The organism is Acinetobacter amyesii (assembly GCF_023499985.1).
Lineage (GTDB): Bacteria > Pseudomonadota > Gammaproteobacteria > Pseudomonadales > Moraxellaceae > Acinetobacter > Acinetobacter amyesii.
Genome location: NZ_JAMCOU010000031.1, coordinates 1 through 13,915 on the forward strand (window position 1 = coordinate 1; position 13,915 = coordinate 13,915).

At 39.3% G+C, this 13,915-nt stretch carries 15 protein-coding genes; 11 read left to right on the plus strand and 4 right to left on the minus strand.

All coding sequences use genetic code 11. The features are described 5' to 3' along the window. The 3 genes from M5F03_RS16705 to M5F03_RS08635 all read left to right on the plus strand — a co-directional run. Positions 1-1,575 (plus strand): DUF2345 domain-containing protein (locus M5F03_RS16705; protein ID WP_249708010.1); only part of this gene is annotated, 1,575 nt, incomplete at its 5' end. Between the two features lie 40 nt (positions 1,576-1,615). Further along, positions 1,616-2,488, plus strand: coding sequence for a hypothetical protein (locus tag M5F03_RS08630; RefSeq protein ID WP_249708011.1), 873 nt, complete (start codon positions 1,616-1,618; stop codon positions 2,486-2,488). A 218-nt stretch (positions 2,489-2,706) separates the two neighbouring features. Then, a complete protein-coding gene (locus M5F03_RS08635; RefSeq protein ID WP_249708012.1) occupies positions 2,707-3,102 on the plus strand; it encodes a hypothetical protein in 396 nt (131 codons plus the stop codon). A gap of 224 nt (positions 3,103-3,326) precedes the next feature. Here M5F03_RS08635 and M5F03_RS08640 read toward each other — a convergent pair whose 3' ends face one another. Further along, positions 3,327-5,039, minus strand: coding sequence for an electron transfer flavoprotein-ubiquinone oxidoreductase (locus tag M5F03_RS08640; RefSeq protein ID WP_249708014.1), 1,713 nt, complete (start codon positions 5,037-5,039; stop codon positions 3,327-3,329). A 194-nt stretch (positions 5,040-5,233) separates the two neighbouring features. On the opposite strand from M5F03_RS08640, the gene M5F03_RS08645 reads away from it, so the two are divergent. The 5 genes from M5F03_RS08645 (at position 5,234) to M5F03_RS08665 (ending at position 9,670) form a co-directional block, all read left to right on the plus strand. Further along, positions 5,234-5,842 (plus strand): DUF1285 domain-containing protein, encoded by a 609-nt coding sequence (locus M5F03_RS08645; protein ID WP_249708016.1) that lies wholly within the window; start codon positions 5,234-5,236, stop codon positions 5,840-5,842. A gap of 48 nt (positions 5,843-5,890) precedes the next feature. Further along, positions 5,891-6,775 carry a glutamate racemase gene (gene murI / locus M5F03_RS08650; protein WP_249708017.1) on the plus strand — a complete coding sequence of 295 codons (885 nt, stop codon included), beginning with the start codon at positions 5,891-5,893 and terminating at the stop codon, positions 6,773-6,775. A 121-nt stretch (positions 6,776-6,896) separates the two neighbouring features. Further along, a complete protein-coding gene (locus M5F03_RS08655; RefSeq protein ID WP_180089038.1) occupies positions 6,897-7,925 on the plus strand; it encodes a DUF4062 domain-containing protein in 1,029 nt (342 codons plus the stop codon). A 65-nt stretch (positions 7,926-7,990) separates the two neighbouring features. Beyond that, on the plus strand, positions 7,991-9,013 hold the full coding sequence (hemH, locus tag M5F03_RS08660) for a ferrochelatase (protein WP_249708019.1): 1,023 nt from the start codon (positions 7,991-7,993) through the stop codon (positions 9,011-9,013). Between the two features lie 12 nt (positions 9,014-9,025). After that, a complete protein-coding gene (locus M5F03_RS08665; protein ID WP_249708021.1) occupies positions 9,026-9,670 on the plus strand; it encodes an MBL fold metallo-hydrolase in 645 nt (214 codons plus the stop codon). A gap of 90 nt (positions 9,671-9,760) precedes the next feature. Here M5F03_RS08665 and M5F03_RS08670 read toward each other — a convergent pair whose 3' ends face one another. Next, on the minus strand, positions 9,761-9,946 hold the full coding sequence (locus tag M5F03_RS08670; protein WP_078189771.1) for a DNA gyrase inhibitor YacG: 186 nt from the start codon (positions 9,944-9,946) through the stop codon (positions 9,761-9,763). Between the two features lie 83 nt (positions 9,947-10,029). Here M5F03_RS08670 and M5F03_RS08675 point away from each other — a divergent pair, with 83 nt between their 5' ends. From M5F03_RS08675 to M5F03_RS08685, 3 genes are all read left to right on the plus strand, one after another. Next, entirely contained in the window at positions 10,030-10,680 is a 651-nt protein-coding gene (locus M5F03_RS08675; protein WP_249708206.1) for a class I SAM-dependent methyltransferase, read from the plus strand. A gap of 6 nt (positions 10,681-10,686) precedes the next feature. Continuing rightward, positions 10,687-11,892 (plus strand): TIGR03862 family flavoprotein, encoded by a 1,206-nt coding sequence (locus tag M5F03_RS08680; RefSeq protein WP_249708023.1) that lies wholly within the window; start codon positions 10,687-10,689, stop codon positions 11,890-11,892. 73 nt (positions 11,893-11,965) lie between these two features. Next, positions 11,966-12,376, plus strand: coding sequence for a GFA family protein (locus tag M5F03_RS08685; RefSeq protein ID WP_111885922.1), 411 nt, complete (start codon positions 11,966-11,968; stop codon positions 12,374-12,376). 77 nt (positions 12,377-12,453) lie between these two features. Here the strand turns inward: M5F03_RS08685 and M5F03_RS08690 are convergent, their stop codons facing one another. Together M5F03_RS08690 and M5F03_RS08695 are read right to left on the minus strand one after the other, a co-directional pair. After that, positions 12,454-13,032 carry a hypothetical protein gene (locus M5F03_RS08690; RefSeq protein WP_111885921.1) on the minus strand — a complete coding sequence of 193 codons (579 nt, stop codon included), beginning with the start codon at positions 13,030-13,032 and terminating at the stop codon, positions 12,454-12,456. 9 nt (positions 13,033-13,041) lie between these two features. Next, a complete protein-coding gene (locus M5F03_RS08695) occupies positions 13,042-13,818 on the minus strand; it encodes a class I SAM-dependent methyltransferase (protein ID WP_180105938.1) in 777 nt (258 codons plus the stop codon). Positions 13,819-13,915 lie beyond the last annotated feature (97 nt).

Below are 13,915 nucleotides of genomic sequence, written 5' to 3' on the forward strand. Positions count from 1 at the left end.
ATTCATCTTTCAGCAGATAGACAGATCAGCCAAAGTGCGGGCGATAGCATCAATATCAGCAGTCAAAAATCTTTAATTGCCCATGCACAAAGCAAGATCAGTCTATTTGCAGCACAAGAAGGTTTACGCGCGTATGCAGGCAAAGGCAAAGTTGAAATCCAAGCGCAAGGTGATGGGGCAGATCTGATTGCCCGAAAAGGTATTCAAATTATTTCCACGGAAGAAAAAGTTGAAATCAAAGCGAGCAAAAAAATCGTGCTAACTGCTGGTGGTAGTCAGATTGAAATTAGTAGTGCGGGTGTATTGCCTACTACTAGCGGTAAGTTTGAGGTGAAGGCGGGGCAGCATAAGTTTGTGGGAGGGAACAAGATTCCCACTTTGAATGTAAATTTACCTGCACTGAAAATCAAAGAAAATTCAGTGAGCGAATGTCCTATAAGGTTAAAACAATCAAATTCAAATACCGAATATATATCTAATGCTGAGTCATCCACGGCGTTGAATGATTCAGCATTACATGGAAATAGTTGTTCATCTTTATTAAAACCAATTAGTATAGTTGATTATCTACCAGAAGCTCTTTCTGGGAAAATTGTAGATACGGATGAAAACGGAAATTTAATATCAATAGGTATAGAAAAAAATGAAACTTTAGAAGATGGTTATGTTGACTATTATGAAAATTCAAAGAGGTATAAAGTCAAATTTTATGATTATTCAGAGATAAGCCAACCATTTGATATTAAGTTTGATCCACTTAAAAACCTCTTAACAGTAACAACAAAGATATCTTTTAAAGGAAAAAAGCGTGTCTTAGTTGATAATAATAACCAGATAGTTACTAATAAAAGTGGTATAGAAGTAGAATTACCATATGATTCTAGCTTAGATTTGCAAAATTCCATGTTTTCTTTTGAGGATATAGAAATTCCATATAAAGATTGGTTTGACTTTAATAAAGCTAAATCTGAAATTGAGAAAATTTTAAATAAAAATAATTTTTATTTATATCCGAAAAACTGTGGTCAATCAAAATGTACGTGTAAAGTTCCAGTTTGGTTGGAAGTTGTAGAAGCACAAGATGGTCATGAGGTTAATATATACAAATTAAGTACACGTGCGGATTCAAGTAATTGGTCTATAAATGCTACAGCAGAATACGAAGCATCGAAAAAACAGGTAACTGATTACTATCAAATTTATGAATTTATTGAAAACTCAACTTCATTAACTGATTTTCAACAATATGACTTCGGATGTTGGAAATTTGAGCCAAGTTGGATGTCGAATAATATACATGCGCATGAATCTGGTCATTTATTTAATTGGCCAGATGAGTATTTTGCTTATGGGGGAGCAGTAAATCAAAGATATACTTTAGCTACAAGTAATCCACCATATCAAATAGATCTTAAGATTGCAGAGCCTGCAGATTTTTGGAAAAGAAATTCAAAAAATAATTTAATGGGTGAAGGAACTTTAATTAAAAATCCACAAATGCATGAATATTATCTGCATCAAATTCGAGATTGGTTTGAAAAAGAAACAGGGATTAATTGGGATGTTAAATCTTAAATTTATAATGGTTTCAATTTTATTTATGAGTACTGTATCAATGGCGAAAAATAATCAAGAGTTTTACACGAGTACATATCCAAATTATTGGGGTAATCCTCTTATAGAAAAATTTTGGGCTAATAATGGTAAAGAATTTTATTTGAAAAATTCTACAGTAGATAGAATAGGTAGTAAAAATAATAAAATAAACGGAGTCGGTTTGATTGTTAAAAGCTTAACCGAAAAAGAGGCTGAAGATTATGACAAATATGGAAAAAAAATTTTCTTGCTTAATAAAAAATATGATGTCAAAAGTAGTAAAGATAAGAAGTTAAATTTTAGATTTTTTGAAATTTCAGGTGAGAATACTGTTTCTTCAATACTTTTTAATTCAAAAGACAGTAATGGGCAGGATATTTTAAAATGGTTTAATGAAAAAAAAATAAATTTTATTAATTCCAGTGAAAGTAAAATGGAAATAGGATTTAAAATTATTACTAAAATAAAAAAAAGTGAATCTGATTATGTTTTAGAATTGATATTTGAGAATTTATCTGGGCAAGATATATTAATCACTGGGGTTAATGATTGGGAGGTGAGTAATGAAAATAGAAGAAGTAAAATAATATCAAATTTAGTGATTAGGGATGGTTTGAATGCATCTTTTAAATTTAGTTTGAATAAATATAATTTGATAGAGAAAAATGAGGATTTATTAAACAATCTAATATTACCTGGGAAAATGAAAAAAAGTATCCATTTCAAGTTAGATAAAAATGAAATGGATAAGCTAGAAGAATATCAAAAAATTATAGATGATGCAGAGCTAAAATATTATGTTGTTATGGATCTTAGAGTGCTATCGCCAAGTATTATTGCAGGTGATTTTCATTATTTAACTAGTTTGAATGAATTTATTTATTCTAAATGAATTGCATGTCGTATATTTGTTTTTTTCACATTTTTTTGTGCAAGGGAATTGTATTTTTAATTTTTGAAGTAATAATTTTGTAGGCGGAATTTTATTCTGATTTTTTAGTTATTTAAACTTTCTTACAATGGTTTTTGTTGATATTGATTTTTTAATTTTATTTAGTGGGTTTGATTTTAAAAGATTATTTCTTTTATTTTTAATAAATAAATTGAGCTATGGTAAATTTTGTTGGTGTTTTTAGGTTGTTATTTATAGTGTTCATTAGCTCGCATGTATATGCTGATGACGAAAAAATAGCATATTTATACGAGAAAAATAAACAAGCGCTTTTTTTAGGTGGGTGTAATAGGGGAGTTTTTCCATTTAATAGTACTGATTTTTCTAACATAAAAGATCTAACCTTAAAATATAAGTTGGAAAAAATTCATCGAAATTATGAAGAGCCTACATCGTTTAATTTTCTGATCGAAAATAAGGAAATTACAATGTACGGTGGAGGAGATGAAGTTATAAATAAGCTTTGTAATATGGAAAGTTCTAGAGAAATTAAAATTAATTATTATAAAATTGAAGGATCTAAAAGAATATATTACTACATAGATGAAATTTAAATTTTTATTTTAGGCTTAGTGAAATTATTTCTTTTAATTATTTATAAAATATCTAAATCTAATGGATATAAAATGACACATTGATAATTATTTAAAATAAACTAATTATGAAATTAATTTTTTATAGGAATTAGTTTTTTTGTAATAATATTTATTTAAAGAGTGTGATTGTATATTAAAAAATAAACCCGCATTAAGCGGGTTTATTTCAATCTCAAAAGAGATTACATATTAGGATAATTAGGACCACCACCACCCTCAGGTGTTACCCAAGTAATGTTTTGAGATGGATCTTTAATGTCACACGTTTTACAGTGTACACAGTTCGCTGCATTGATTTGGAAACGCTTATCACCGTCATCATTTTCCATAATTTCATAAACACCAGCAGGGCAGTAGCGCTGAGCAGGCTCATCCCATTTTGGTAAGTTCACATTTACAGGAATAGACGCATCTGTCAGTTTTAAATGCGCAGGCTGGTTCTCTTCGTGAACGGTATTCGATACGAATACTGAAGACAAACGGTCAAAAGTCAGCTTGCCATCTGGCTTTGGATAATTCGGTTTGAAGTTCGCAGCATCGACAGTTTTTAAAGCACTGAAGTCTGGCTGTAAGTCATGCAGTGTGAATGGCACTTTAAAGATGTTTTGATCAACAAAGTTGAACGCACCACCCATCCATTGACCAAACTTATGCATAGCAGGGCCGAAGTTACGAGAGTTATATAACTCTTCTTTCAACCAGCTGTTGTTGAACTTGTCTGTGTACGCAGTTAACTCTTTAGCGAAGAAGTCTTCACCTTCAGTCACACGTGCAATGGCAAGGTCACCACCTTTTTCCACACCCGCAGCAATCGCTTCAAATACAGCTTCACCGCACAGCATGCCTGATTTCATTGCTGTATGAGAGCCTTTGATTTTCGCAAAGTTCAGGAAACCTGCGTCATCACCAATTAAGCTACCACCCGGGAAAGTGAATTTAGGTAGTGAGTTGAAACCACCTTTCACAACCGCACGTGCGCCATAAGAAATACGTTTACCACCTTCAAGATATTGCTTGATCAGTGGATGTGTTTTCCAACGCTGCATTTCCATAAATGGATACATGTGTGGATTGGTGTATGACAAGTCAACGATCATACCCAACGTCACTTGGTTGTTTTCAGCGTGGTATAACCACCAACCGCCTGAAGAACCTGTTTCACTTAAAGGCCAACCTGCACCGTGCATCACCAAACCTGGTTTGTGCTTAGCAGGATCGATTTCCCAAAGTTCTTTAATACCAATACCGTAATGTTGCGGATCAGCATCCTTATCTAAGTTGAACTGAGCAATCAGACGTTTACCTAAGTGACCACGACAGCCTTCAGCAAATAATGTGTATTTGGCATGAAGTTCATAGCCAGGAGTAAAGTTATGCGTTGGTTCGCCATCTTTACCAATGCCCATGTCACCAGTCTGAATACCTTTCACAGTACCATCTTCATGGTAAAGGATTTCAGATGCTGCAAAGCCTGGGAAAATAGACACTTCTAATTCTTCAGCTTTAGCGCCCAACCAACGAACCACATTACCTAACGAAATAACATAGTTGCCATCGTTATGCATGGTTTTTGGCACCATCCAATGCGGTGCTTCTTGTGATTTTTCATCAGACAATAAGAAGTAGGTTTTATCTTCAGTCACAGGCACATTTAACGGTGCGCCTTGTTCTTTCCAATCTGGGAACAATTCATTCATCGCGCGAGGTTCGAGCACAGCACCTGATAGAATATGCGCACCCACTTCGGAGCCCTTTTCCACGACACAAACGGACAGATCGTTTAGGTTATTTTCAATTGCAAGTTGACGAATTTTAATCGCAGCAGATAGGCCGGCAGGACCTGCACCGACGATAACTACGTCAAACTCCATCGATTCACGTTCGATGTGTTCCATGTAGGACTCCTCATATTTCGGAAGGTGGCATCCATTCAATTCATTTAAATGGTGCTGCCATGAGTGTTCTTAATGCCCAGACACAATTTTTCTATCGTGTCTTTGATATTGTGGGCTAGTATAGTTTTAAACCGAGTTCTAGCCAATTGGCTGAATCATATTATTTTTCCGTCACTAAGGTATTTATTAGGCGGATGAAGCAGCAATTGAACGAAAACCCGACGAAAAAATTCATTAATAGGGATGATAGAAATTTAATGAACATTGCACAATACTTAAAAGATGGACAGACCGGTCACAAAAGGTCAATCCCTCCATTAGATCAATGGCATCCAAAGCATTGTGGTGCAATGGATTTGAAGGTTTTAGCCAATGGAGAATGGTGGCACGATGGTCAATTGATCAAGCGGCAAGCACTCATTGATCTGTTCTCAACCGTGCTTTGGAAAGAAGATGGGAAATTCTATTTAAAAACTCCTGTGGAACAAATTGAAATACAGGTGGAAGATGAGCCTTTATTTGTTAATCGAGTCGATACGCTTGAGCTAGAAAACAAGCGCTATATCCAGTTTACGACTACAACACAAGACGTGATTGTTGTGGATGATGAACATCCTATTTTTATGCGTGAATATCAAGGTGAATTGCGCCCTTATGTACATGTGCGTTTTGGAATTAATGCACTGATCCAGCGTGCCGCATTCTTTCATTTAGTTGAGATGGGTGAACTGCTTGAAAATGAAAAAGGTGAATCCATTTTAGTGTTACAAAGTGGTGATTTGCGCTTGCAATTAGGCACCTGAGGTTTAAGCTTTCCACCTTGTCATTCTGAACAACATATAAGTGATCCTATGACCGCCATTCACCCCATTTACCCACTGGATGTACCCATGCCGAAAGCTGGCGCAGATGCACCGATCGGTTTATTTGATTCGGGGATTGGTGGCTTATCTGTGGCTTTAGAAATTGCGCGCTACTTGCCGAATGAACGCATTGTGTATTATGCCGATACTGCACATGTACCCTATGGGCCACGTGATGATCAAAATATACGTGAATTGACTGCACATGCCATAGAGTGGTTATACCGCCAAGGCTGTAAAGTCGCTGTCGTGGCATGTAACACGGCATCTGCTTTTAGTTTGGATTATTTGCGTGAACATTATGGGGAGAACTTCCCCATTATTGGTTTAGTTCCTGCGTTAAAGCCTGCCGTTCTGCAAACAAAAAGTAAAACAGTGGCTGTTCTTGCAACACCTGCGACATTTCGTGGAAAGTTGATTAAAGATGTGATGCATCGTTTTGCTGAGCCGGCAGGGGTCAATGTTCTGACTGTTACCAGTTTGGAATTAGTACCCTTTGTAGAAGCAGGTGCGCAGATGAGTGAGGCTTGTCTTAACACATTAACTGATGTTTTACAGCCAGTTGTAAATCAAGGTGCAGATTTTTTAGTGCTTGGATGTACACATTACCCCTTCCTAAAATCGGCAATTCAGTATATTTTTGGTCAGAAGCTGACATTAATTGACTCAGGTTTTGCAGTTGCACGACAAACAGCCCGAATTTTGATTAAAAATGAGTTATTATTTGATCAGAAACGAGAAAATTGTTTGCGTATAGAATGTTATGTCAGTGGCAATAATGCGAAAAATTTAAAACCGGTTGTGGCGCGCCTGATTCAAGATGATATTTCTTGGAACATTGCCAACATCGGACTTATAAGTTCAGAAGACTAAATCAGTCATTTTGGACAACGTTAAATGAAAAAATTAGTTTTTTATTGGGGTAGTCATGTCGCATTTTCCAGCTAAGATCAATTCGATGCTGAGTGCGTTATGCAGCGGGAGAGGATCACTAATGCTCGATAAGCGTTATCAAGTATTCATTTCCACATCTGGTAGCGAAATGCAGCCAGAACGGATTATTTTGGCTCAGACGCTTGTGGGAATGGGGTTTTTCTCATGGGGGCTAGAACAACGCACACCATTGAGCACTGCTTTTGCACGTCGTCAAATTGACGATTGTGACTATGTGATGATTTTATTGGGCAGTCAATACGGTGAGCAGTCTGTGTCTGGTGTGGGCTATATGCACCTTGAATACATCTATGCGGTGACCAAGCAAAAACCTGTCATTGTGTTTATGCATGATGATCCAAATTCACGTGATGATGCGTTACATGATGCTAAACCTGAACTTCGTGAAAAATTTAAAGAATTTAGAAAACTATTACAAAATGAAGTTGATCAAGTTTTTACATATCGTAGTTTGCGTGATTTAGAAATGGCAGTTCGATTGAACATGCCACAAATGCTAGAACGCTATCCTGTTACAGGTTGGGTGCGACCACAGAATACTCAAGCTTTACATGATGAAATTGATCGTTTAAAAGCCCAGTTAGTTCAACTCGAAACAGAGTCTGGAAAACGCGAAGTTGATCCGTTCTTATCTTTACCAAAAGTGTCGATGCATGAACTATTTTCATTTGAATACCGCATGCACGCTTATCAAGATGGTAATTTCAAAGAATTAAAAGTACAGAAGAAAATGACGTGGGCGCAGCTCTTGTCGATTTTAGGCGCAACCTTTGTTAATCCAACCCCTGAAGAATTCTTCTCTAAACGAATGAATGAGTTTTTGAATGAAACAGGTTTGGATGATGCACGTATTGAGATGCCACGTGCTCATGCGGTTGCGCGGGCACAAGTGAATATTCGTGCTTTACACAGCATTAAAAGCCAGATGCGGCAGAATGACTGGATTGTACCCAATGGCCGAGATGATCGTCAGCGGATGTTGTGGCAAGTGACCAGTAAAGGTCAAAAATTGTTAGAAAGTAATTTGCTTGATAATGATCGAGTTTTTCAATTTAAATCTGCATATTAATCTATTTTATTAAATGGATTAAAAGCTGCTACATTAGCGTCATTCAAATTGATGGAAAAAGCGTAATGTTGCCTGTCGAGAAAGCTAAAGTCACCATTATTCTGGCGAATCTAGGTACGCCTGATGCGCCAACTGTGCCCGCAGTGCGTCGGTTTCTGCAACAGTTTTTGTCAGATCAGCGGGTGATTGAAATCCCGAAACCGATTTGGCAAATCATTCTACGTTTGTTTATTTTGCCATTTCGCCCTAAACGTGTTGCACATGCTTATGACATGGTTTGGGGTAATGATTCGCCCATGCGTGAAATTTTATTTGAGCAAGTCGCCGCAGTAAAACAGCATCTCACAGCAAAATATCCAGAATTTGAACTGAATGTGATTCCTGCAATGACTTATGGTAATCCAGGGATTTCTGCCGCTTTAGCGCAATTGGCTGAGCAGCCTCAAGACCACATTCTATTATTTCCGTTGTTTCCACAGTATTCAGCAACATCTACGGCACCTTTATACGATGCGATTGCTAAATGGATTCCACAGCAGCGTAATTTACCGGGTCTGAGCATTATTCGTGACTATTACCAGCATCCTGTGTTTATACAGGCCTTGGCGCAAAGTGTGCGTGATTATCAAGCTAAACATGGTGTGCCAGATAAATTATTGATGTCATTCCACGGTATTCCACAGCCTTATGCCGATAAAGGTGATCCCTATGCAGATCGTTGCCGTGTGACTGGGCATTTGGTTGCAAAAGCCTTGGGTTTAACTGCTGAACAGTATGAAATTAGTTTCCAATCGCGTTTTGGTAAGCAAGAGTGGGTGAAGCCTTATACTGATGCCACCTTGGAAGCGTGGGGCAAACAAGGCGTGAAATCGGTACAGGTTATGAGCCCTGCATTTTCAGCGGATTGTTTGGAAACGCTAGAAGAGTTGGCGCTGCAAAATGCTGAAACTTTCCAAGCTGCAGGCGGTGGTGAATATGGCTATATTCCCGCATTAAACGCGCGGGATGATCATGTCGCATTGCTCAATTTATTACTTCAAGCTAATCTTGATGCCTTAAAGCAAACATTAGCCCATTCATCGCCTTGAGGTTTTCGCCCTATGTTGCAAGTTAAAATCGTGCCCGTTACGGCATTTCAACAAAACTGTTCCATTGTTTGGGACTCTGAGTCGAAAGAAGCGGTCTTGATTGATGCAGGGGGAGAGCCGGAAAAATTAAAAGCCGAAGTTGAAGCGCTCGGTTTAACGGTCAAAGCCTTGTGGTTAACGCATGGCCATTTAGATCATGCGGGTGCGGTTGGGGCATTAACCCAAGCATGGAATGTTCCGGTGATTGGCCCACACAAAGAAGATGCATTTTGGTTGGACATGATTCAGGAAGTTTCTGCGAAATATGGTTTCCCGATCCCTGAAAATGTCAATGTGACCCAATGGTTGGAAGGCGGCGAAACCTTGAAGCTGGGTGCAGAAGAGTTTGAAGTTCGTTTTGCACCGGGGCATACACCGGGTCATGTCATGTTCTATAACGCTAAATATGGGGTGTTATGGACGGGTGATGTGTTGTTTAAAGGCTCGATAGGCCGGACAGATTTCCCACGCGGTAACCATCAACAATTACTCGAATCTATTCAGCGTGAATGTTTTAGCTTGCCGGATGACACCCAGTTTATTTCAGGGCACGGTCCAATGAGTACCATTGGTTATGAAAAACAACATAACCCTTTCGTTGCTGGTAAAGCGGGTTAAGCAACAAGATTGAGAAAGCCAATAAAAAAAAGGAATCCACACGGATTCCTTTTTTATTTACCTAAATAACAGGTTTATGAACTTGAGTCCTTAGAATTGATCTTCTTCACGGCCACCATCAGCTTGAGGTGCATCTTGTGTCGGCAGACGATATTCATCATTGGCCCATGCACCGAGATCAATCAATTTACAACGATCTGAGCAAAACGGGCGATATTCATTATTTTCCCAAGTCGTCAATGCGCCGCAGCGTGGACAATTCATGGTGGTGGGCATGCTTAACTCCAGCAAAAACGGATGATTCAATTAGGCAAATACAGTCGCAGTTGTTAGACTTATGCCGTTCTGTTTAGTTTGATCTGTTTATGCCTATTCGTCAATTTCAAGCGCAGCGTATGCGAGCTCCCCGTGATTTTCAGCCGATTGATTCCACACCGATTTGTGTGGAAATTGGGGCTGGTAAAGGTAAACACGCATTATTATTTTCAGCCAATCACCCTGAATTTCAATTGATTGCTGTTGAGCGGACACGTGAAAAATTTGTGGCAATGCAAAAGCAGCATCAACTTGAAGGGCAAATCAATTTAACTCCAATTCATGCAGATGCGATTCCTTGGGTAGTACATGCCTTACATCCTGCGCAAGTACAGCAATTCTTTATTTTGTACCCAAACCCTGAACCGCATAATCCTGCACAGCGCTGGTTGAATATGCCGTTTTTTGAATTCCTATTGTCGCGCTTGCAGCCGGGTGGTCAGATTACCTTGGCCAGTAATATTCCTGAATATATTGAGGAAGCGCAGCAGCAGTTGATCAGTGTTTGGAAGCTACCTTTTGTCAAAGAACGCATTGCAGAGACTTCAGCACGTACACACTTTGAGATTAAATATCTAGAACGTGGTGAACTCTGTCAGCAGTTAATCATTACCAAGCCTGTAGATTACACCACACGTTTTGATGATTTTCAGCCTTTACAGGGACAAAATCCTGTCAAAGAACAGGCGGAATAATTGGGCATGACTCAGCGTATTGCAATCATTGGGGCAGGTCCTGCGGGATTGATGGCTGCGGAAGTGCTTAGCCAATTTGACTATGACATTCATGTTTATGAGCAAAAACCATCGGCAGCCCGTAAATTTTTAATGGCGGGCAAGACGGGGCTGAATATTTCGCATGCAGAACCCGTTGAACAATTTGTGCAGCGCTATGATCAAGTGGAATGGCTGAGTCCATGGGTTAAGCAGTGGGATGCAGCATGGATTCAACAATGGATGAAGGGGTTGGGCATTGAAACCTATATTGGTTCATCGGGTCGGGTCTTTCCTATTGAAATGAAAGCTGCGCCTTTGCTGCGTGCCTGGTTAAAACGTCTTAGTCTAGACGGGGTACAGTTTTATTATCGACATCAAGTTTTGGACTTACAGTCCAATCAGCTAAAGATTCAAAACCTTGTTGATGAATCAAGTCAAGTACTTGGTTTTGATGCAATTATTATGGCATGTGGCGCAGTGTCTTGGTCACGTTTAGGCAGTGATGGCGCATGGCAAAAATGGCTGCAGCCTGAGTGTATTGAAGCTTTTCAGGCCAGTAATGCCGGTGTGGAACGCGTTTGGTCGAAGTTCATGCAGCCCGTGTTTGGACAGCCTTTAAAGCGGGTCAATGCATGGGTCGAGCAAGCCGAGCCGACCCAAGGTGATATCATCATTTCACACTATGGACTGGAAAGTGGATTGATCTACAAACAAGGTCGAGCACTGCGTCAACAAGTGAACTCTGCTCAGCCCATGCAGCTGACTTTGGACTTATTGCCAGATCAAAGTGTTGAGCAATTGGCTAAGAAATTACAGCCTTCGAAAAAGCAATCTTTAACCAATGTTTGGCGTAAAGCCGGTTTAGATGTGGCGAAAGCTGCACTGGTCCGTGAACTGGTGGATAAATCTTTGTGGCATGAACCTGCCTTACTTGCTGCGAAAATTAAACACTTAGATATTCAACTTGATGGATTTCGCCCGATAGATGAGGCGATTAGCTGCGCGGGCGGTGTGAAGCGTTCAGTCCTAAATGATGGCTTACAATTGAAGAGCAATCCTGCAGTATTTGTCTGCGGAGAAATGTTGGATTGGGATGCGCCTACAGGAGGCTATTTGCTAACAGCATGCCTTGCAACCGGTCGAGCAGCGGGTGAAGGGGTTCAAAACTATCTGGTTTCTTTGCAGAGCTAAGCGCTTCAAATTGTCACAATCTTGCTGAGGAGTTATGATATTTTGAGATGAAATTCTTCTAAGAAAGACCACTATGCGCGTACAAGAACAATATACCGGAAGCTGCTTGTGTGGAGCGGTCTGCTATGAAATTAATGGTCCGATCGGTGAGATCGTGCAATGTCATTGTTCTCGGTGCAGAAAAGCCAATGGTACGGCATTTGCGACCAATGCTCCAATAGCCAAAGCAGATTTCAAAATTGTGTCGGGTGAACAGGTATTGAAAAAGTTTCAATCTTCACCAACCACACAGCGTTGTTTTTGTGGGGAATGTGGTTCACCAATTATGAGTATTAAAACCGATACCCCGGATTACTATCGCTTACGTATAGGAACACTGAATACACCTATACAGCAAGTACCAGTCTGCCATATATTCGTCAGCTCAAAAGCAGAATGGGAAAGCATTCATGATGATTTACCGCAATATGCAGAGCGTCCTTAATTTTTTGCGTTGTATTTCTAAATAAAAAAGGGTTCACGTGGAACCCTTTTTGTTTAAGTCATTTTTCGACTTTTAATTTATTGAGCTTGAGCAGGATGTTTAAGCTCGGGATATTGTTCCTGCCAATGACCTAATTGTTCTTGTGCATGAATAAACTGACCGAGACCTTTGACACTATCACTAGGATTTTTTAACTCACCATCGGCTGCTTGATTTTTCTCACGATAAATTTGTGATTGATTGTCCCAGTACTGGTACATCAAGCCTTGAATGTAACGGCCTTGTTCAGTTTTCATTTCGAGTTCTTTGAGCATATTTAATGCCGACTGGATGTTGTCACGCTTACGCTGTGTAGAAAATTCATCGGTGAGTTTGCCTTCCTCACGCAGTTTCATCAGCTCATCTTCCATCTCATCGCTAATTTGACTAAAGCTCTCGTCATATTGCGTCAGAAGCGTTAAGTCGTGTAGATCATCTGGGGTCTTGGCAAAGTTTTTAATAGGATCACTACTCAGCTCTTTCATGATTTGATCATCGGAACTGATTTCACTATTTTGTTCCACCGTTTTTGATGATTTTTCACATGCAGTGAGTCCTAAGACTGTACCCATGAGGAAGATGACACTAAGTTTTTTTAAAGAGATTGGCAAGAGCATAATCGTGTCCTAATGTGTTTTTCTAAAGATATAGACATGCGTGATATACGGAAAATCAATGAAATCCTGTGCAGTCTTTTGGGTTGATTCAGCCACGATATTTTCAAATTGTTGTTTCAGTTTTTGTTGTTCATCCGTGCTTAACGCTGCAATAAAACTGGTGGACAATAATCGTTTGGAAACCACGTGTTCCACTGTACCATGATGCAATTGTTGAAAGGTCGTTTCGGCAATTAATTTAAATGTTTGCTGCTGTTCAAACACTTTTTGCCATTGCCCACTATGATAACGTGGTGTGTCACCTTCGAGTTCACTCAAGACATCAGCGAGTTGTTTGACCCAATTGACTTGAATATCACGCTGGTTCCAAATCAAAACAAGATCACCATTCGGAACTAAGATACGACTGATTTCATTGAGGGTTTCAGGGGTGGCAAACCAATGAAATGATTGGGCACAAAATACCGCTGCTACAGAATGATCATGCAGTGGAATCTGATCACTTTGGGCGGCTAAAGTTGCAATATGCGGATGTTTTTTCTGCAATTGTTGCAGCATTTCATGCACAGGTTCGATCGCGGTGATATTTTCACTGAGTGGGCGAATATACTCGAGAAATTTGCCTGTACCTGAGCCTAAGTCCACCAGATGGGCTTGAGGGGCTAAAGCTAAATGTTGTTGTAGCCACGCACTGATTTCAATCGGGTAGTCAGGGCGGGCTTGTTGATAGAGTTCAGCTGCTGAGCTGAAGCCTTGTTGTGCGGCAGGATGTATTGAATGTGTCATATTCTGCACTTTTTAATCTGTATGGCCTCTATAAAATAGCATATTCGGAACAAGATAAACTTTGAATGCAACAAGGAAGGAAAAGTGTGACGCAACA

Excerpts from the sequence above, each read along its gene's own strand:
- M5F03_RS08670 (WP_078189771.1), bottom strand. The coding sequence starts at position 9,946 with ATGCCCACCACCATGAATTGTCCACGCTGCGGCGCATTGACGACTTGG.
- M5F03_RS08680 (WP_249708023.1), top strand. The coding sequence starts at position 10,687 with ATGACTCAGCGTATTGCAATCATTGGGGCAGGTCCTGCGGGATTGATG.
- M5F03_RS08635 (WP_249708012.1), top strand. The coding sequence starts at position 2,707 with ATGGTAAATTTTGTTGGTGTTTTTAGGTTGTTATTTATAGTGTTCATT.
- M5F03_RS08640 (WP_249708014.1), bottom strand. The coding sequence starts at position 5,039 with ATGGAACACATCGAACGTGAATCGATGGAGTTTGACGTAGTTATCGTC.
- M5F03_RS08695 (WP_180105938.1), bottom strand. The coding sequence starts at position 13,818 with ATGACACATTCAATACATCCTGCCGCACAACAAGGCTTCAGCTCAGCA.
- hemH (WP_249708019.1), top strand. The coding sequence starts at position 7,991 with ATGTTGCCTGTCGAGAAAGCTAAAGTCACCATTATTCTGGCGAATCTA.
- M5F03_RS08655 (WP_180089038.1), top strand. The coding sequence starts at position 6,897 with ATGCTCGATAAGCGTTATCAAGTATTCATTTCCACATCTGGTAGCGAA.
- murI (WP_249708017.1), top strand. The coding sequence starts at position 5,891 with ATGACCGCCATTCACCCCATTTACCCACTGGATGTACCCATGCCGAAA.
- M5F03_RS08665 (WP_249708021.1), top strand. The coding sequence starts at position 9,026 with ATGTTGCAAGTTAAAATCGTGCCCGTTACGGCATTTCAACAAAACTGT.
- M5F03_RS08690 (WP_111885921.1), bottom strand. The coding sequence starts at position 13,032 with ATGCTCTTGCCAATCTCTTTAAAAAAACTTAGTGTCATCTTCCTCATG.
- M5F03_RS08645 (WP_249708016.1), top strand. The coding sequence starts at position 5,234 with ATGAAGCAGCAATTGAACGAAAACCCGACGAAAAAATTCATTAATAGG.
- M5F03_RS08685 (WP_111885922.1), top strand. The coding sequence starts at position 11,966 with ATGCGCGTACAAGAACAATATACCGGAAGCTGCTTGTGTGGAGCGGTC.
- M5F03_RS08630 (WP_249708011.1), top strand. The coding sequence starts at position 1,616 with ATGGCGAAAAATAATCAAGAGTTTTACACGAGTACATATCCAAATTAT.